The sequence below is a fragment of the Streptomyces sp. NPDC028298 genome, assembly GCF_055565895.1.
Genome location: NZ_JBVHTL010000001.1, coordinates 290280 through 309025 on the forward strand (window position 1 = coordinate 290280; position 18746 = coordinate 309025).

The following is an 18746-nucleotide window of genomic DNA, read 5'->3' on the forward strand; positions in this document are numbered from 1 at the left end:
TTGCTACTTGTTCCGGATCGGGACGGAGGTGGGCACCGGCATGTGGAGCGCGAGCTGACCCTGTGTCATCACGTCGAGCTGAAGGGTTCGTATCGGCCTCAGGGAGCGCAGGTCGTCTGCCATGCGACCCTCGCCGACTTGGAGGTGGAGGTGGCGCGGACGGCGTGTCGTGCCGGCCGACAGCACGTTGGTCTGGCTCAGCGTCGAGTGCCAGGCACCGTCGATGGAGGTGTAGGAGGTGAGTGAGGCGACTCGCTCGCCGCTGCGACAGGCGGTCTGCCTGGGCGTGGCCACCTGGAGGAAGAGGTCGGTTCCACCTGCGTCGTTGGCCACCCGTGCCTCAGTGCGCTGGGCGTCGATGCCGACATCGATATCGGTGACCCACTTGGGGAAGCCGTAGCCGTCGTGTCCGCGCACCTGGGCGATCTCGCTGCTCACCGGGAGGGAGAGGACGTAGGAGTCGAGGTGCTCGTTCTTCAGGCCCGCGACGAGGTCGAAGAAACCCAGCCCGCCGTGCCGGGCCGGTTTGACCGCGATGCCGACGGCGGCCTCGGTGTAGAAGTCGATGTCACACACGTCGTAGCGGAAGAACATCACCGAGATGAGGCCGAGGCCCGGGGCGATCTCCAGCGGCGCCAGTTCCCTGGGGAGGCGGGAACGAATGGCGCGGGAGGGGGCGAGCATGGTGAGCCGTGCGGTCGCGATGGCGTAGTAGTAGTTCGGCGTGAGCGTGCTGCCGATCGGTGAGTCGACCCTGGTCTTCGGAAGCCGACGGAAGAAGTCGACACCGCTGACGCGGGGGTCCCTGGCAACTTCATCCAGGTCGGGGACCATCCGGTAACGGTCGTACAGGCCGCCTCGAGGGACGGTGACCGTGCGGCCGCCCAGGTCGACCTCGACCGTGTCCTTCTGCGTGTGTGCTGGCATGACGTGCTTCCTCACCTCGATGTTTACGGTGCACACATGACCTTAACGTTCAATGTATGCACCGTCAACACTGCTCCGGCATGTCTCGCGTGAGGTGCTGCGCACACGCCCAAGGTCCGGGCCCGCAGGCGCAACGGCGCCTGGGGGCCCGGACCTTGGGCGGTGGGGCTCAGTCGTGCAGCGCCGTCCTGAGCACGTCGACGGCGAGCCTGCGGGCGACGTTCGCGGCGCGCGTGTCGCGCAGACTGTCCAGGAGCAGGAAGTCGTGGACCATGCCGGCCACGCGGACGGAGGTGACGTCCACTCCGGCCTCACGCAGTTTGTTCGCGTACTGCTCGCCCTCGTCCCGCAGCACGTCGGCCTCGTCGGTGATGACCAGTGTCGTGGGCAGCCCGCGCAACTGTTCCAGGGAGGCCTGCAGCGGGGAGGCGTACACCTCCGTGCGCTGCGCGTCGTCGCTGGTGTACGCGTCCCAGAACCACTTCATGCCGTCGCGGGTCAGGTAGTACCCCTCGGCGAACTGCAGATAGGACGGGGTGTCGAAGTCGGCGTTGGTCACCGGGTACAGCAGAACCTGGGCTTTGAGGTCGATGCCTCCGCGCTCCTTGTTCATCAGCGTGAACACCGCCGACATGCAGCCGCCCACCGACTCGCCGGTCACCGCGATCCGCGAGGTGTCCAGGCCGTGCTCCGATCCGTGCTCCAGGACCCATTGGCCCACTGCGTAGTTCTGCTCGACCTGGGTGGGGTACTTGGCCTCCGGCGCCCGGTCGTAGACGGGGAACACTCCTGCGGCGCCGGCGCCGACCGCGAGTTCACGGAAGAGGCGGTCGTGCGTCTTGTCGTCACCGAAGACCCAGCCGGCACCATGGATGTAGAACACCACCGGCAGCGGCCCGCTCACACCTTTGGGCCGGATGATGCGCGTGCGCACGGTTCCCCACTGCCCGGCATCGACCTCGACCCATTCCTCGTCGACGTCCGGCCGGGGCACGCCGGCATCGCTCTGCAGACCGAGAAGGATGTCCCGGCCCTTCTCCGGTGGCACCTCGTAGATGCGCGGATGCGGGTCGGTCGCCTCGGCGAGCTCCTTCGCGGCAGGCTCGAGGTAGGGGGTGATCGGCGGCGGTAGCTCACTCATGTCGACTCCAAGTCACGAGCACACGAAATGTCCCCTGATCAGCGTCTTCCCCCACCCCTCGCTCCTGGCGCACCTCGGCGCGGGCGGGAACGCCGCCCCCCTTCATGCTTCGCGCCCGCATCCTGGGCTGCAACTCGGTCGCGAGTCCCTTCGCAGGGCCCGCCCGAGACGGGACGAGACAGCCGTCCGGGGTCCGCCGTCCACGGATCACACTGCTGCCCTGGCGTTCACGTCGGCGACGAGCCGCTCGGCCAGGCGCTCGGAGGACGGCGGGTTCTGTCCGGTGTACAGGTTGCGGTCGACGACCACGAAGGGGCGCAGCGGCAGGCGGGCCTTGACGTAGTGCGCCCCGCTTTGCCGCAGTCGGTCCTCCAGCAGCCAGATCGCCTTGCGGCCGAAGCTGTTGAGCTTCTCCTCCAAGTTCGACAGCCCCGTCATCCGGTAGCCCCTGAAGGGCCACGATCCGTCCGGATTCCGCGCGGCGAAGGCGGCCGCCGGTGCGTGGCACAGCAAGGCGAGCGGCTTGCCCGAGGCCAGCACCCGGGTGATGAGTGCTCCCGAGACCGGGTCGACGGCGAGGTCTTCCATGGGGCCGTGTCCGCCGGGGTAGAACACGACGTCGTAGGCGTCCGGATCGACCCGGTCCAGCGTCATCGGGCTGTTCAGCTGGGCTTCGATGGACCGCAGGTACGCGGCGACCTCGCGGAGCTTCGAGGGCCGGCCGGCGGTGCGGGACATGCTCAGCCGGTCCAGCGTGGGCGCCTTGCCGCCGGGTGTCGCGATCGTGATGTCCCAGCCCGCCTCGGCGAAGATCTTGTGCGGCATCGCCAGCTCTTCCCCCCCAGAATCCGGAGGGATGCGTCTCTCCGTCCTTCAGCGTCCAGCGGTCAGCCGCGGAGACGACGAACAGCGCCTTGGTCATGTCGGCCCTTCCTTGTGGCGAGATCTGCCAGGTCACCGTGGCATCTCGGGTGCCAGGTCACCCCAGGCATCGTGCGGAGCCGGTGCGCAGCGTGGGCCGCCGGGTCAGCATCGGCCCGCGGCAACGAGGGGCGACGGACCAAGTTGCCGGGGCACGGGCGAGAGCCCCACCTGTCCGGCTCGCTTCCTCTTCTGAGTGCCCTACCGGGCCTCTTCTTCTGAGTGCCCTACCGGGCCGACGAGACACGTGCTTCGGTCAGCCACAGGCGGTAGCGGCGCAGGGCGCGTCGCTGCCTGCGCCGTTCGGCCAGCAGCGCCACTGCCGGGTGGGTGTTGGGGGTGGGCCTGCTGCCGCGGGCCGTCCGGCGCATCTGATGGCGGACCTGGGCCATGCTCGCGGCAGAGGCGAGGGCCTTGTCCGACCAGGTCACCGGCCGTAGCTGCCGGTCGGCCTCCCGGCCGTGACGCCAGCGGTCGGGCAGGTCGGGGGTGACGGCGAGCGCGGTGCCCATCCCGACGACCGCCACTCCGCCGGCAAGGACCTTCTCGGCCGTCTCGCGGCGGGTGATGCCGCCGGTGAGCATCAGGGGCAGCGGGCTGGTTCCCACGAGGTCTTCGGCGAGGTCCAGGAAGTAGGCCTCACGGGCCTGTGTGCGGGAGTCGGCGGCACGGCCGGACATGGCCGGGCTCTCGTAGCTGCCGCCGGACAGTTCGACCAGGTCGACGCCCAGCGGCTCGAGCATCCCGATCACCTGCCGCGCGTCGTCGGCGTCGAAGCCGCCGCGCTGAAAGTCCGCGGAGTTCAGCTTGACCGCGACCGCGAAGGCGGGCGATACGGCACTCCGCACCGCGCGGACCACGTCCAGCAGCATCCGGGCCCGGTTCTCCAGCGATCCGCCCCACCGGTCGGTGCGCTTGTTGACCAGGGGAGACAGGAACTGCGACAGCAGGTATCCGTGTGCGGCATGGATCTCCACGCCGTCGAACCCCGCCTTCTCGGCCCGGTGGGCGGTGACCGCGTAGCGGGTCACGGTGGCCTCGATCTGCTCCGCGGTCATCGCGGTGGGGCGGCCGAAGCGGCTGCTGTGCTTGCCGAGGTCGACGCCCACGTCGGAGGGCCCCCACACGACTCCCGGCATGTCGGACCCGATCTGGCGGCCCGGGTGGTTGATCTGCATCCAGATCGCCCCTCCACCGCTCTTGCCGGCCCGGGCCCACTCCGTGAACGGGGCCAGCGGAGCGGCCTCGTCGAGCACGACACCCGCGGGGCCGGTCAGTGCTTCCGCGTGGACCATGACGTTTCCAGTGATCAACAGGCCCGCTCCCCCAGCGGCCCAGCTTCGGTACAACGTCAGAAGCTTCTCGTCGGGAAGCTGGCCGTCACCGGCCATGTTCTCCTCCATCGCCGCCTTCGCGACCCGGTTGCGCAGAACCTGCCCCGAGCGCAGGGGCAGCGGCATGAACAGCTCGCTGGACATACGAGTTACCTTCTTCCGTCTCCATCACCTACGATGTGTGCACCGTTCACATTAGGGGAAGATGTAAGCGGCGTAAACATGAGGGAGTGTGACCTGTGCCGCAAGCCACGTACCACCACGGAGACCTGCGCGCGGCCTGTCTGCGTGCCGCGCGGGAACTGCTGGAGGAAGACGGCAGTGCCGCACTGTCCCTCAGAGCGGTCGCACGCAGAGCCGGAGTTTCAGCCACGGCCCCCTACCGCCACTTCGCGGACCGGGACGCACTCGTCTCCGCGGTGGCCGCCGAGGGATACCGCGAACTCGCCACGAACCTCGCGACGGCACACCCCACCCCCACGACGGCCGAGGACCTGTCCGCCGTCGCCGTCGCCTACGTGCAGTTCGCCCTCGATCACCCCGCCCTGTTCCGAGCGATGTTCGCCGAACCCTGCGATCCGACCAGCGAAGAGCGAGTCGCGGCTACCGCTGTCATCTCGGAGTACGTCCACAGCATCGTCCGCCGCGCCTTCCCCGACGCGGACGCGGACGCCGGCGCCCTGTCGACCACAGTCTGGGCGCTCGTCCACGGCCTGGCTTTCCTGCACCTCGACGGCAAGCTCGACGCGTCCAGCCCGGAGATCGTCGCCCATCAGGTCCGGGCGGCCGTGACCGCTCTGTTCACCACCGCGCCCGCGATGCGAACGACGGCCACATAGCTCACGGTGACTGAGCCGCTCCAGGTATGTGCATGTGCCGGACGTCTCGCGCCTGCCAGCAGGTCGAGCAGCCGGACTCTCGTCCGTCCGCGCGACAGTCGCAGAGTCCTTGGCCCGGACGCCGAGGTGCACTTCGCCGTTCGCCTCGCCGCAGCCTGGGAGCTCTGCCGCTCGCCACCGTCGACCGATCCAGGCCTCCTGTCGGATCCGCTCTGGCCGGTGGCCAGTTGATCGCCATGGCGCGGCAACGCCCGGGAGGGGCGCTGCGGCGGGGTGCGCCCGCGCCAGTCCTTCTCGCTCAGCCCCACAGCGGCAGCGGCAGCGGCAATGGCAGCGGCAACGGCAACGGCAACGGCAACGGCAACGGCAACGGCAACGGCAACGGCAACGGCAACGGCAACGGCAACGGCAACGGCAACGGCAACGGCAACGAGCGGGTGACTCAACTGATCGGTCTGAAGATGGGAGAGGTCGTCTTCATCGTCGTCCGACTGGCGGCCGCCCCGCGTGGCCCGGGACGCGGTCGGCTTCGTCGTCGGTGGTCTGCCGCCGCCGACACGCAAGACGAGAATTCACGTTGCCCGCGATGACGTGGTCCCCACATCATCGGCGCATGGACGACACACCGAGCCGCATCCCGACCGCCCTGCCGGCATTGCGCTCCAAGGCGCGCGACGCGGGCTTCATCATGTCCAGCGAAGACCGCACAGGAAGCCTGCTGGCAGCACTCGCCGCCGCCCGGCCCGGGGGCCGGATCCTCGAACTCGGCACCGGAGTCGGAGAGGGCACGGCCTGGCTCCTCAGCGGCATGGACGCCGATTCCTGTCTGACCACTGTCGAACTCGACCCGGCCTTCCAGGTTTTCGCCCAAGAACAACTGGGCTCCGACCCGCGGGTGACGTTCGTCTCCGGAGACGGCGGCGCATGGCTCGAAGACTTCGACGGCGCCCCCTTCGACCTCGTCTTCGCAGACACCTGGCCGGGCAAGTTCACCCACCTCGACCAGGCCCTGGACCTCGTGGCCCCCGGCGGGATCTACCTGATCGACGACCTCTTCCCCCAGCCCGGCTGGCCGGAGGGCCACGAAGCATCCGTCAAACGCCTTCTGGCCGAACTAGACGAACGCAAGGACTTCCGGTGCGTCCGCATGGCATGGGCGAGCGGACTGCTGATGGCGGTGCGCACCGCCTGACGGTCAAGAGTGCACCGCGATCGCGAACCCGATCCGGTGCTGTCGAGCTCGACCCGCTGCTGTCCCTGAACGCACCCGTATCCGCGGCCAGAAAGGCATCCGGTGGGGCCGACGTCCCCTCAAAGACCGCAGCGTGACTGCGTTGCGGCTTCGGGAGCAGTGCGAGGAGGAAAGAGACCTGCGCTCAATGCTTCACCCACACCTTGATCACGCTGTGAATGGGGCCGTATCTTTCAGCCATCGGCTTCTGAAAGGAGCCGGCCGTCAGCCATCATGTTCGTGGGGGGCATGCTATGGAGACCGAGGAATCGACACTTCTCAATCGGCGGATCGTGCACAGCCATCCGCCGCGCTTCGGTTGGCAGTTGCTGCGGTTGGAATCCGTCGCTACGTTCACCTGCAGTCGCTGCCATCAGACGAAGACGGCTCGTTCGGTCGCTGTTCCGGTTCACGGTTCCAAGGTGCTTTGCTGCAACGGATGTTACGGGCGTGACCTCTCGGAAAAGGCGGCCGCCTCTCCGCGCAGCTCCTCTGAGGCGCCGGACTCCTCGTCCGACCACGAGGGCGAAGCCAACGTGTTGATCCGGCAGTTCGATCCCGGCGATCCGCACGAGGTCATTGAGGATGGGACTACGGTCGAGTGGAAGTTCGTAGTCCGCAAACGCCATCTGGCCGCCAGACACTGCCCTCTACCCCCACAGGTGGCACAGCAACTCGCGCAGGCAACCTCTTCAGCCATATCCCGGTACACGACCTGGTCTCCGAAGCTGACCATCATCTGCGGCGGACACCACAGAAAGCTTCTGCTGGAAATGCCCCTGCACGCTCGGCTCACGAAGGACCAGCAGCACCTGAGGCATGTGGACTGGCCGCGTGCCGGCATCATGACCGGCACTCGCGTCACGGGCAGATGGAGCCCGGGGCAAAATTTCAAGCTGGTGGTCACCGCTCTTGAACAGCCCGTCGACTTGGCCGGGCGGAGGATGCTCCACGAATATGATCCCCGCGTTGTGGCCCGGGAACTGGCCAAGGGCAGGAACCCCAAACAGGACGTCAATCTGTCCGAACTCCAGCGTCTCGTGCGGGACACAGTTCGGGAACTGGGCTACCTCGACGAAAGAGGCCGCGCGCTCCTGCCGATGCGCAATCTGATCGACAACGTCCGTGCCTCGTCCCGCGGCTCCTCATGGGCGAGCGACGCGATCCGCTCGTGCGTGAACGAACTCATCGCCAACGGACACCTCACCTGGGAGAAGGGAAGCCACGGAGCCGACCGCACTCTCGACTTCCCCGCCCGGCCAGGACAAGTACAGATCCGTCTGGTGTGCTACACACCCAATCTGCACCCAGCCCCGGTCGAGATCCACCACCAGGTCGTGAATCTGCCCAGTGCGACATCCCGCCACCAGGTGGCTGGACATCTCATGCAGATCGGTCACCTTGGCAAGACAGCGAGCGATGAAGCCAAAGCCGCATACGAGGAAGAACACCGACGGGCCGGTCTCGCTGGATCACACAACGTCCCGAAAGGCTACACATTCGTCAAAAAGCATGAGCGTGGCACTCGGTAGTAGGACCGTGCGGTGACCCATCGGACCCTTTACGTCTGGTGCCCGGCAGGTTGCCGCCCCGGGTGTAGCGCTCCCCGGCCGGCCGACTCTGCGGTACCTCGTACGTCATCGTCCTCCGCAGCCGGCCCGCCGCCTGGCTCCGCCCGCGCGACCAGTTCCCGCGGTCCCTCCGTTGCTGGGCCAGGCTCAACCCAACACATTCACCAGGGCAACCAGTTCGGCCTGGGTGCTCCCTGGTGGCAGACGCACGTCGAAGGTGTAGCCCTCATCGCAGAACACCAGGTCGAGGTGCGTGGGTGTCAGCCTGCGGAAGGCGATCGCCAACCAGATCGCGTCCTCCGCCCAAACATCCGTGTACAGGCATGTACTGTCCTCGTGCAGACACGCTTCACCTGGGCCGTTCTCCGTGTCGAACATCCAGATGAGACTGCGCACTTCACTTCGGGGCGACGAATCGATCTCGACCTCAGGCCACCTGGCACGGATCGCCTCGGTCAGCGCATCCCGATCGACGCGCCATCCGCCCGTATCACCTTCGACCACCGCCAAGAACGCCATGCCCAGGGTCTATCAGATGCCCCTGACACAACGTCGATCAGCGGTCGCCCAAGGTTGGGAGGGGCCGGGTACGGGTCAGTTGCCCCGAAGCCCCACCGCCAGCGTCAGTTCAAGGACCCGCTGTGGCGACGCGAGATCCGGAAACAGCTCCCGCACCTGCGCCATCCGGTACCGGACCGTCTGGGGATGGACGAACAACGCCGCCGCCACCTCGTCCCGTCTGCCCTGGTGCAGCAGCCACTCCCGCAAGGTCTCCTCCAGCCGCCGTGCGGTCGCTACGGGCAAGGTCCGCAACGGTGCTAGGGCCCGTGCACGCAGGTCCGCGAACGCGTCCATGTCGGCGGTCAGCACCAGTTCGGGCAGGTGGTCCTCGGTGTCGCGGATATCGGCGGAGAGGGAGCGCGCGCGTACGGCTCGTGCGTACGAGGCGGACGCACGCGTCCATGGCCGGGCCGGGCCGACCACGGCGGTGCGGTCGGTCATCTGCCGCAAGAGATGTGATCGGTCGGCGTCGGGGACGAGCAACACACCGGTGGCGTCCGGCAGATCGTCGAGGACGAGGGTGCTCGGGTCGAGCGCACGGTAGGCAGGCCGGGCCTGGGCGGCGGGGAGCAGGACCGCGGTCAGTGAAACCGGAGGCTGCCACCCGGCCCGTTGAACGGAGGCCAGCAGCACGTCCGGGCTCGCGCCGGCGAGGAGGTCGCGGGCCAGGTGTTCCAGGTGCCGCTCGTGATCCCTGCCCCGGGCGGCCAGCTCATCGGCGTGGCCCGCGGCGCTCGCGGCGGAGAGCTCGTCGATGTAGGCGAAGGTCAGCTCGGCGAACTTGGCGACCTCGGCGGCGGGCAGACCCGCGGGTACGGCACCCGCCGCCAGGCATCGCCAGGCCACACGGGCACCGACGCGGTAGGCGCTGAGCAGGGCGTCCATCGAACGGCCGTCGCGGACCTCGCCGCGGCCCAGCTCGTACGCCGCGTCACCGCCGTCGCCGCCTGCGGCGTTCCCGCTGGCGAGGTCCAGATAGTGCCCCAGGGCGGTGCGGACCGCTCGGCGGATGGTGCCGCCCATGCTGCCCGAAAGGGCGTTGGCGTAGGAAGGGACTTCATCGATGATCGCCTGGACGACCTCGTCGGCGGTGGTCTTCAGCGCGGCCCGAAGCGCGGTGACCGTCGTCTCGTCCAAGGCCAGCTCGCTGGCCCGCTGGGTTACATGGCTCACGTTCTTATTCCCCGCGAACAATTCCGTCGATCAGATTCACGTCCTACGGTCAGGACTTTACGCCCTGAGACGCAGCAAGCTGGCACCATGACGAGCACAGCCCTCCGCAGCAGGGCATGGAAGCTGCTGGAGATGGTCACGACGCCGGTACTGCCGTCGGACTACCTCGACCTGGTCAGCCCGCTGCGTGCGGGCGCCGACCTGCGGGGGCGTATCGAGGCCGTGCACCCCGAGACGGGTGACGCCGCGACCATCGTGATCAGGCCGGGACGGGGCTGGCGCGGCCACACGGCCGGTCAGTACGTACGGATCGGGGTCGACGTCGACGGGGTGCGCCTGTGGCGTGCCTACTCCATCACCTCCCCGACGAACCGCGAGGACGGCCGCCTCACGATCACGGTGAAGGCGATCCCCGACGGCAAGGTCAGCAACCACCTGGTGCGCAGAACGAAGCCCGGCACGCTGGTCCAGCTCGACCAGGCGACCGGTGACTTCGTGCTGCCGCAGGCCAAGCCCGCCAAGGTGCTCTACCTGACCGCCGGCAGCGGCATCACGCCCGTGATGGGCATGCTGCGCGACACCGAGTTCGACGACGTCGTCATGGTCCACTGCGCGCCACGGCCGCAGGACGTGATCTTCCGCAGCGAACTGCACGACCTGGCCGCGGAGAAGAAGCTGCGACTCACCGAGGTGCACACCGACACGGACGGCATGCTCGACATCGCCCGTCTCGACGAACTCGTGCCCGACTGGGCCGAGCGCGAGACCTGGGCCTGCGGGCCCGCGGGCCTGCTCGACGCCGCCGAGAAGCACTGGGCCGATCACGGCGTACAAGAGCGCCTGCACACCGAACGCTTCCGCCCCGGCGTCGTCGTCGCGGGCGACGGCGGCGAGGTCACGTTCAGCGCCACCGGCAAGACCGTCGACGCGGACGGCGCCACGCCGCTGCTGGACGTCGGCGAGGAGGCCGGCGTGCTCATGCCCTCCGGGTGCCGCATGGGCATCTGCTTCGGCTGCATCACGCCGCTCAAGGCGGGCGCCGTCCGCGACCTGCGCACCGGCGAGATCACCGAAGCCGAACCGGGCGTCCTCATCCAGACCTGCGTGTCCGCCGCCGCGGGCCCCTGCGACATCGAACGGTAGGAGCACCTTGACCGCCATCGACCCCACCGCCCACCTGACCGCGGAGCAGATCGAGGAGCTCGGCCGCGAGCTGGACGCGATCCGCGACGAGGTGATCGCCGGCCGCGGCGAGAAGGACGCCGCCTACATCCGCAAGGTCATCTCGGCGCAGCGCAAGCTCGAGCTGGTCAGCAGGGGCGTGCTGCTGTTCTCGTTCTTCCCGCCCGCATGGGTGCTCGGCACCGCCGGTCTGTCCGTGGCGAAGATCATGGACAACATGGAGATCGGCCACAACATCCTGCACGGCCAGTGGGACTGGATGCGGGACCCGAAGATCCACTCCACCACCTGGGAGTGGGATCACGTCTCGCCGTCCGATCAGTGGAAGCACTCGCACAACGAGCTGCACCACACGTACACCAACGTGATCGGCAAGGACAACGACCTCGGCTACGGCATCATGCGCGTCGACGAGGACCAGAAGTGGCACCCGTTCCACCTCGGCCAGCCGCTGTGGAACTTCCTCAACGCGTGCTTCTTCGAGTACGGCATCGCGGCGTACGACCTGGAGCTGGGCAAGAACCTGCACAAGCGCCGCCGCAAGAACCCGGAGTTCCGCGAGCGGGCCAAGGCCGTGGGCCGCAAGATCCGCAAGCAGGTGCTCAAGGACTACGTGATCCACCCGCTGCTGTCGGGCCCGTCGTTCCTCACCACCCTCGCCGCCACGTTCACCGCGAACCTGGTCCGCAACATCTGGTCCCACTCGGTGATCATGTGCGGGCACTTCCCCGAGGGCGTGCAGGTCTTCGAGCGCCGGTCGATCAAGGGCGAGACGCGCGGCCAGTGGTACCTGCGCCAGATGATGGGCTCGGCCAACATCAGCGGCAGCAAGGCCATGCACTTCATGACCGGCAACCTGTCGCACCAGATCGAGCACCACCTGTTCCCGGACCTGCCGAGCAACCGGTACGCCGAGGTCGCGGTGAAGGTGCGCGCGCTGTTCGAGAAGTACGAGCTGGAGTACGTCACCGGGCCGCTGCCCAAGCAGGTGTTCTCCGCGTGGCACAAGGTCTTCCGGCTCTCCCTGCCGAACAAGAAGCCCAAGGTCAAGACGCCGGACCGCGAGCGGGAGCTCGTCGCAGCCTGACCGGTGGAGGTTCAGATCTCTCGGCCGTACCGGCGGCACCGCCGGTACGGTGAGATCCGTGTTCGGTGAGACCCGTGTTCGGTGAGACCCGTTGCGGACGGTGACGGTGGGCAGCCGCGACATCGGACCGTACGTCACGGGTTCCAGGCAGCCCAGTGCCCGGCTGCGCTGTCTGGACATGCGCCCGGCGTTGTTCATGAGCACGGATTTCGTGGCGTGTGACGCTCTGTCATTGCTCGATGTCGAACAGCGGAATGGTCGGCGGTGGCGGAGCAAGCACCGTGCGGAGGCGGTTGAGGTCGCCTCGCCACCGCTTCCATTTCTCCGGGTCGACCCAGTTCGAGGCCGGCCCGGCCTCCTCGCCGATGACGCGAGCGAGGGCATCGTCCGCGAGCGTCCGGAGATCGGCAGCGAAGGCGGGCATGGGCTCTTCAGGCCCGTAAGGTGTGTCGATCGGGTCGCCGCCAGGGCATTGCGCCGCGATCAGCGCGGCGCCGGCCACCGCCTTTTCTCCCTCGGCGAGCCAGTCGGTGGCGTCGATGGTGCGCGTGAGGACGCCACGGACCAGCGCCTCGCGCTCCTCCGGTTTGGCCTCGTCGAGGGTATCGGCGAAGTCCGCGGCCGTGTCGTTGTCGAAGGGGCCGGTGTCCCAGGTGCCCATGTCGATCTCCTCGGGTAGCTGCGCCAGGATCCTCGCATCAGCCACCGACATCGCGATCACCGTACAGCCGTACGAGCCGTACGGCTGTACGAGCCGTACACGCCTCCGCAGAAGGGCGAAGCCGGCGCGCTCGAGCCTCTGGCGCTTGAGCATCTTGATCCGGTCGACATGCCCCTCGACAGCACCCGGGTCTCCCGAAAACCGCGGTCCTGGCCTCTGCTGAACCGGGCCGCGTCTCCGTGCTTGCCATAGGCGATCACGACGCCGTACATTCCCTGCACCCGGCTTGTCCGGCCGCTTCGTTTATCCCCTTTGAGCACATGAGGAGCGCCCGGTATGACGGGTGTAATGGCGGTCGCAGGCGGCACCGCATCCGGCAAGTCCACCCTTGCCGAAGCCCTGTCGCTGCAGTGTCCCGAGAGCGTGGCCCTGGTCCACCTGGACGACTACTACGTGCCCGCGCACGACCCCCTGATGGGTGTCTGGACGGTCAGTGCCGACGGGCACGCCGTCCTCGACTGGAACCATCCCGGATCGATCGACGAGACAGCGGTGGCCCACGCCATCGACGCGGCGCTGCTGCGCCCCGGCGTGCTGCTGGTGGTGGTCGAGGGCCTGTTCGCGCTGTCGCTGCCGTCCGTGGTCCGGCGGGCGGCGTGGCGGGTGTACGTCGACACCCCCGACGACATACGCCTGGCCCGCAAGATCCTCCGGAAGATCGAGACGCAGCGGCAGGACCCCCGACTGTCCCTGCGCAACTATCTGCAGACCGGCAGGGACCGCCACGCAGACCACGTCGCGCCCTCGCGGGCAGCGGCCGATCTGGTCGTGGACGGGACCGCGAGCGAGGCGGAGATGCTGGCGGCCGTCATGCCGCTGATCGGGTCGACCCTCGCGCCGCAGCCGGCTGCGCCCTCGCGGGCGCGGGCGGTGCGCGGTGTGACCCGTACTCCCGGGGTCCCGGCGTTCGCGATGTGACATGCCCCGGGGCACCGGCCCCGAGCCCGACACCGCGCGATCACGCGTCCGGCAGAACAGCCCAACCCCCGCCCGGCTGCAGGCGAATCACGACCGATCCAGTTCACCTGCAGCCGGGCGAAGGGGGGCGAGCCACGATTTTCGAGGCTCGCCCCAAGTGGCCGACTTCGAGCGTGCGCGATCGAAGCCTGGCTACGACCGCTCCACCTCGTCCGCCACAGCTCGAGGTCCAGCCTCCCTGCCCCTCGATGCCCAACTATGGGCGGGACGATTGCTGAGGCCTGCTGGGGGGATCCGTCAGTCACTGTGAGTCCGTGAAGGTCGCCTGCGATCGGACTCGCAGGACCGGGCCTGTAGGCGGCCAGCGTGTTGTTGATCGGAGCTGGTCAACCGTTCGGCGCGGGCGCGGGTTGCCGGCGAAGCCAGGCCGACCCTGCTGCCCGGGGCGGCACGCACGACGGGTGCCTCAGTGCGGGAAGACCGCTGTCGCCACGGGCACCGCCAGCAGCAGGCTGAGCCCGATCAGGGGCAGTCGGTCCAACCACAAGACGGCGACGAACTCGCGCAGGGTCGCGGAGAGCCAGTACGCGGGGGAGGTCGGCGCGCCCACGACATGGACAGGAACGCCGGCGCGACGGGCCAGCAGGGCCGTGCGGTAGACGTGGAAGCCGCTGGTGACCACCGTGGCACGGTGCCCGGAAGCGGCGGTGCGGTCCATGAGGGCCGCGCTGAAGCGGAGGTTCTGCCCGGTGTTCACGGAGCGGTCCTCCCGCACGATCCGGTCGGCGTCCACCCCGCGGGCGCGCAGGTAGTCGGCCATGGCGTCCGCCTCGGAGCGCACCTCGTCGCCGCCCTGGCCGCCCGAGACGACGAACACCACACCGTCTGCGTCCGGTGCGCCGGCGGCGTCGACCGCGAGGGCCCGCTCCAGCCTGCGGCGCAGCAGCGGACCGGGCCGGTCGCCATTGAGCCCGGCGCCCAGGACGACGACATGGGTGGTGTCCGGCGGCGGGGTGCCGCGGCCCCGGACGAACACGTAGACGGTGAAGACGAGGAAGAGCAGGCTGAGGTATCCGGCAGCCGCGTTCACCGCCACCATGAGGGCACCGGCCACGTTGCCACCGACTGTCTGGACGACCGCGTCGAGGCCGAGCACCGCCAGCAGGGCGCAGCCGGCGGCGCCGGTGGCCAGCAGGGACGCCTGCGGTCCGTAGCGCCGGACCAGGACGATGCCGTCGACCAGCAGGAGGAGCCCCAGCACGAGCGTCATGAGCAGGGCGGCGAGGGCGAGCACGGTCACGACGGTGGGGTGCGTCTCCGCACTGCGGGCGGCCCCTCCGAGCCCGGCCGACGTCACCGCGAGGCAGAACAGAACAGCGGTGGAGAACCGGTGCGGCGCCAGCGCAGCATGGACGACGACGCCCACGGCGAACACCGCCGCGGCAACGTACTCCGGGTACTCCGGCACGTCCCCCACCACTCCGCTCTCCCGCCCGCCGGGCCAGATCCTGTCGCCGCCTGCGCATTCCCGGACCCGCGCAGCGCTGCTGGGCCCGGTGCGGACGGCCGCCGGACATCCTCGCAGACTCGTCCGGGCCCGCCGTACGCAGGCGGGCCCCACGCCGTCCAGGGGTGTTCCGTCACGCCTGCGCGTGGCCGACGGGCAGGAACGCAGCGTGCGTGTGACGGAAGTGCCATGGATGGACGACCAGGGACGCCCGCCCGCGGCCTTCCTGGGCGAGGGAACGGCCCCGACCCGATGTGTCCGACTCCTGACATGTGGCGCGAGTCAGCACGCCTGCGGCTGCGCGGCCGGCCTGAACGTCACAAAGGTCCCGACGCGTGATCCTGGCCCAGAACCCGGCTGGGACACCCAGGACGAGCCTGGCAACGGCACGCGGGCAAAACGCCGGGAGCGGCAGGCCGCCGAGCAAGCAGAAGGGCCTGCTGTATAGAACAAAACCGGTGCTTGGCAGGCGCGGTCGAAGAGCGGAGCACTCATGATGGCGGCGGCCAGGCGCACCCCTACCGGCGGTTCGCGGTGCCCTTCGAAGGGAGGTCGTCGGATCCTGCGGCCCCTTACGTCACCCAGGTCGCGAGATCCTCCAGGGTTCAGCCCCGCTTCCGGGTCCTGAGGGTGCCCGCCCGTATCACCGTGCCGCGGGTGAAGGGGATGCCGTCCAGGGCGTCGGCTTACGCCGAGGGCGTCCAACACTCGATCATCGACCAGGTCACTGTTGAAGCGAGGCAACCACCGAGTTCGAGTAGCGATGGCCGACCCCTGACGGCCCCCAGGAAGCCCCATGGCCCGGCCGGACCTCTGGAGATACCATCGGCTCTCTTTGCGATCATCTAGGGGAAACAGTGCGTCAACGTCGAGTATCCATATGCGCCGCTCTTGGAACTCTCGCCCTGGTCACGGCCTGCTCGGACTCACAGGCCTCCCCCGCCTCCACCACACAGCCATCGACCTCGGCCATCACACAATCATCGACTCCGGCCACCACGCAGTCATTGACTACCACCACCACGCTCGACCAAGCGGATGAGCGCCTCCACGAGCTGTTGCTCCAGGTGACCACGGCCGCACGGACGTCAGGACCGCCCCCGATCGGCGCCGTGCATCCCGCAGTGGAGACCGCTCCCGACTGCCAGGATCCGGGCACCGCGAGACACACGGTAACCATGTCGCTCCTACAGGGGGTGCGGTCTCCGGACGTCGGCCCCAAAGTCCGAGCCGACCTCGAGAAGCAGGGTTGGACCATGGGAGGATGGCGCATGCATGACAATAGAAGGCGATATACATCCCCGGGCAAATTCGGGGAATTCACCATCTTCGTCCCCTACGTGAAGGGCTCCGGCGAGACGAACGTGCTCGCGAACACTCCGTGCCTGAAGGGCTCGCCACTCACGAAGCCCTCGATGTTCCCCGAACCTGCCCGCACCGAACCCCAGTAGGTTTCCAGCGGTGTGCAGGATGACGAGGCCGGCGGACTGCGGCTGAGGGCTGGCTAGTTCGTGCCCGTACGCACCTCGTGCAACAGCCTGGCCCCACACTTGAGCCCGTCCACGGCGTGGGACCACTCATCCTCGACCGGGCGCTGGCCCGACGCCTGCGGCACACGGTCGCCACGGCCGGCCGCGAGAGCAGCCACGATGCAGACGGCTCCATCGCCGCCTGGGTCTGGTCCGGCAGCAACGGGACGCCCCATCGCCACCGGATCTACCTCTCCGTCAAAGGCCTCTGACTGGCGTGCCGCAGCGCCTGTCGGGCGCGACCTGGGTGCGATGGAACTGCTCCGCCACCGCACCCGGAAGCGGGTGGGCAAGAGAAGCCGCGTACTTCGCCGGCCGGACGGATCCGACACACGTTCCACGAGGAACACCCGTCAGGAGGGGGAGGGTTCGCGGCGGCGAGCAGGACCTCGACTCCTACCGACTCGCCAGCTCCCCAGCCCGTACCGAAGCCGCGGCCAGCTAGGTTCCGCTGGGAGCGTCCGCCACTTCTCCAGCCTCAGGGGGAGCTGGCCGACGACCCATCGGAGCGAAGCGGGCCCGCAACTCGTCGGGGGTGACAGGCCCCGGGTCACGAACGGGCTGGCCGACGTCGGCAGGCCAACTGGGACGGACGCGTTCAACGAAGTCTGTGAAGTCGTTCCGCAGATACCGAGAATCGGACGGCTTCAGCCGAATCTGCTGGCGGCTGTCAGCCCACCAGATCTCGAATTCGGCAACCGTGCCTTCCGTCGGCCAGTCCTCGCTCTCGTCCGGCAGCAGCAGGACGTCGACAAAGCCTCCGACACTCAGGCCGATGTCCACGAAGATCCCGATCGCACCGGGCCTGGGAACCTTCACCACAGTGCCCTCGAAGAGCTGCCCGAAGCGCAGGCCCTTGCGAATCCGGGGCCACTCGGCATCTGTCACCACGAACGAATCATTGCACCTTCGTCCGTCCACCTCAGTGACACGGCGCTGACGTCACTTGTCGTGAACCATCCACGAGTCGGCTGATGTCCAGCGCGGACGGTTTCGAACCGCCGACATCCGCCTTGTAGGTTCGATCCGGGAGCGTCCTGGCAAGAGTCTCGCCTGATCAGGATGGACGTACCGGGCCGTGCATGGGTGTCCACGTCCGGCGCTGTCGATGTCACCCGTGGACGTCAGAGACGTTCGGGGTCGGTCGCCTCCGAGTCCAAGGAAGGCGGCAGGGGGTGGGGACCTTGCAACCGTGCGTCAGGGCGAGCACGACGCATCTGGCTTCCCGGCGGTCGTAGCCGGTCGCTTCCGTGATCTCGGTGCTCGCTTCACGCCACTTCCCCTGCTGGATCAGCTGTCGTGCTCGTTCCTGCGTGGGCCATGGGACGGGGATCTGGAGGGCGCGGATGATGTCTGCATCCCAGCGCTGTCGGTGCGCTCGCCGGACTCGTACCCAAGTTCCTAGGGACAACTTCATCGCTTCCTCTCTCCCGCAGCGTGCAACGGGGCCAAGTGTCATGGCCTGAGTCTGCGTCACGCGCTTGACGGGAGACGGTTCTCTGATCGGCTGGACTTGCCAGTCAGCCCGTGTGACCCGTCATGGTGGAGATCAAGAGACGGTCCGTGGTCCAGCTTCAATCGCTGTGATCCGTTGTCGTTCGGCGATGCTGATGTCAGCTGGTGACGTCAGACCGTGGGGTGTTCGTTCGGCAGTGGGGCGCGTACGAACTGGGTGCATCGCTCGTCGCAAGCACCCATCGTGTGGAAGTTCCTCCGTGCTTCCGTGAGGCTCAGCCGGCCGTTGGGGCCGCCTCGCACTCGATCCGCATCGTGGTCGTCCTGCCCGTCGTCTTCCCAGAAGCACACCGGACAGATCTCGAAGGTGCTGCGCTCGCCGAGCGTCAGGAAGCCGCAGCAGGGACAGGGGTGCGGACCGTCATCGGCCTTCCCTTGGATGTTGAGGAACGGAGTGTCCATCACGGCATCCTGTCTGGCATCGCCATGGATCGCGAGCCGATATACACGAGCTGCCCAGCCAGTGGAGCCGTGAGCTTGGGAAGCGTGAGGCCTCGGTGCGAGCCGACTTGGCTGAAGTGCGGCGGAGCAGGCGGGAAGCCCTTCTGACCGGCGGCCCGTCCACGTCGCTTCCCGTGGGGCAGCCAAC

At 68.3% G+C, this 18746-nt stretch carries 17 protein-coding genes and 1 pseudogene; 8 read left to right on the top strand and 10 right to left on the bottom strand.

Translation table 11 applies throughout. The annotated features are described in order from the left end of the window. Positions 1 to 3: 3 nt before the first annotated feature. The 4 genes and pseudogenes from ACZ4TO_RS01410 to ACZ4TO_RS01425 all read right to left on the bottom strand — a co-directional run bounded on the left by ACZ4TO_RS01410 (position 4) and on the right by ACZ4TO_RS01425 (position 4467). Positions 4 to 927: an acetoacetate decarboxylase family protein gene (locus tag ACZ4TO_RS01410; protein ID WP_468023075.1), complete on the bottom strand. Its 924-nt coding sequence runs from the start codon at positions 925 to 927 to the stop codon at positions 4 to 6. Positions 928 to 1096: 169 nt separating this feature from the next. After that, the gene (locus ACZ4TO_RS01415) at positions 1097 to 2068 is read right to left on the bottom strand and encodes an alpha/beta hydrolase (protein WP_468023076.1); all 972 of its coding nucleotides are present in this window, start codon (positions 2066 to 2068) and stop codon (positions 1097 to 1099) included. A 207-nt stretch (positions 2069 to 2275) separates the two neighbouring features. Then, a pseudogene (locus tag ACZ4TO_RS01420) lies at positions 2276 to 2990 on the bottom strand (type 1 glutamine amidotransferase domain-containing protein). A 226-nt stretch (positions 2991 to 3216) separates the two neighbouring features. Next, positions 3217 to 4467 (bottom strand): NADH:flavin oxidoreductase/NADH oxidase family protein, encoded by a 1251-nt coding sequence (locus ACZ4TO_RS01425; RefSeq protein WP_468023077.1) that lies wholly within the window; start codon positions 4465 to 4467, stop codon positions 3217 to 3219. Between the two features lie 95 nt (positions 4468 to 4562). Between ACZ4TO_RS01425 and ACZ4TO_RS01430 the strand changes: the two genes are divergently transcribed. The 4 genes from ACZ4TO_RS01430 to ACZ4TO_RS01445 all read left to right on the top strand — a co-directional run bounded on the left by ACZ4TO_RS01430 (position 4563) and on the right by ACZ4TO_RS01445 (position 7925). After that, a complete protein-coding gene (locus ACZ4TO_RS01430; protein WP_468023078.1) occupies positions 4563 to 5162 on the top strand; it encodes a TetR/AcrR family transcriptional regulator in 600 nt (199 codons plus the stop codon). 227 nt (positions 5163 to 5389) lie between these two features. Continuing rightward, positions 5390 to 5752, top strand: a complete 363-nt coding sequence (locus ACZ4TO_RS01435) for a hypothetical protein (protein ID WP_468023079.1) — start codon at positions 5390 to 5392, stop codon at positions 5750 to 5752. A gap of 23 nt (positions 5753 to 5775) precedes the next feature. Next, entirely contained in the window at positions 5776 to 6354 is a 579-nt protein-coding gene (locus ACZ4TO_RS01440; protein WP_468023080.1) for an O-methyltransferase, read from the top strand. Between the two features lie 293 nt (positions 6355 to 6647). Next, a complete protein-coding gene (locus tag ACZ4TO_RS01445) occupies positions 6648 to 7925 on the top strand; it encodes a hypothetical protein (RefSeq protein ID WP_468023081.1) in 1278 nt (425 codons plus the stop codon). Between the two features lie 186 nt (positions 7926 to 8111). Here the strand turns inward: ACZ4TO_RS01445 and ACZ4TO_RS01450 are convergent, their stop codons facing one another. Next, entirely contained in the window at positions 8112 to 8483 is a 372-nt protein-coding gene (locus tag ACZ4TO_RS01450; protein WP_468023082.1) for a hypothetical protein, read from the bottom strand. Between the two features lie 75 nt (positions 8484 to 8558). After that, positions 8559 to 9698, bottom strand: a complete 1140-nt coding sequence (locus tag ACZ4TO_RS01455; protein WP_468023083.1) for a PucR family transcriptional regulator — start codon at positions 9696 to 9698, stop codon at positions 8559 to 8561. A gap of 87 nt (positions 9699 to 9785) precedes the next feature. On the opposite strand from ACZ4TO_RS01455, the gene ACZ4TO_RS01460 reads away from it, so the two are divergent. Beyond that, complete coding sequence (locus tag ACZ4TO_RS01460; protein ID WP_468023084.1) at positions 9786 to 10841, top strand: ferredoxin reductase; 1056 nt, start codon at positions 9786 to 9788, stop codon at positions 10839 to 10841. A 7-nt stretch (positions 10842 to 10848) separates the two neighbouring features. Beyond that, positions 10849 to 11967 (top strand): fatty acid desaturase family protein, encoded by a 1119-nt coding sequence (locus ACZ4TO_RS01465; RefSeq protein ID WP_385046594.1) that lies wholly within the window; start codon positions 10849 to 10851, stop codon positions 11965 to 11967. Positions 11968 to 12196: 229 nt separating this feature from the next. On the opposite strand, the gene ACZ4TO_RS01470 is transcribed toward ACZ4TO_RS01465, so the two are convergent. Beyond that, positions 12197 to 12628, bottom strand: a complete 432-nt coding sequence (locus ACZ4TO_RS01470) for a DUF4259 domain-containing protein (protein WP_468023766.1) — start codon at positions 12626 to 12628, stop codon at positions 12197 to 12199. A 336-nt stretch (positions 12629 to 12964) separates the two neighbouring features. On the opposite strand from ACZ4TO_RS01470, the gene ACZ4TO_RS01475 reads away from it, so the two are divergent. Next, a complete protein-coding gene (locus ACZ4TO_RS01475; RefSeq protein ID WP_468023085.1) occupies positions 12965 to 13606 on the top strand; it encodes a uridine kinase family protein in 642 nt (213 codons plus the stop codon). 466 nt (positions 13607 to 14072) lie between these two features. Here the strand turns inward: ACZ4TO_RS01475 and ACZ4TO_RS01480 are convergent, their stop codons facing one another. Continuing rightward, positions 14073 to 15074 (bottom strand): YdcF family protein, encoded by a 1002-nt coding sequence (locus tag ACZ4TO_RS01480; protein WP_468023086.1) that lies wholly within the window; start codon positions 15072 to 15074, stop codon positions 14073 to 14075. Positions 15075 to 16680: 1606 nt separating this feature from the next. Here ACZ4TO_RS01480 and ACZ4TO_RS01485 point away from each other — a divergent pair. Further along, on the top strand, positions 16681 to 16854 hold the full coding sequence (locus ACZ4TO_RS01485) for a hypothetical protein (protein ID WP_468023087.1): 174 nt from the start codon (positions 16681 to 16683) through the stop codon (positions 16852 to 16854). Positions 16855 to 17083: 229 nt separating this feature from the next. Here ACZ4TO_RS01485 and ACZ4TO_RS01490 read toward each other — a convergent pair whose 3' ends face one another. Next, positions 17084 to 17533, bottom strand: a complete 450-nt coding sequence (locus ACZ4TO_RS01490; RefSeq protein ID WP_468023088.1) for a hypothetical protein — start codon at positions 17531 to 17533, stop codon at positions 17084 to 17086. A 735-nt stretch (positions 17534 to 18268) separates the two neighbouring features. Continuing rightward, entirely contained in the window at positions 18269 to 18559 is a 291-nt protein-coding gene (locus tag ACZ4TO_RS01495) for a CPCC family cysteine-rich protein (RefSeq protein ID WP_468023089.1), read from the bottom strand. Positions 18560 to 18746: the final 187 nt, after the last annotated feature.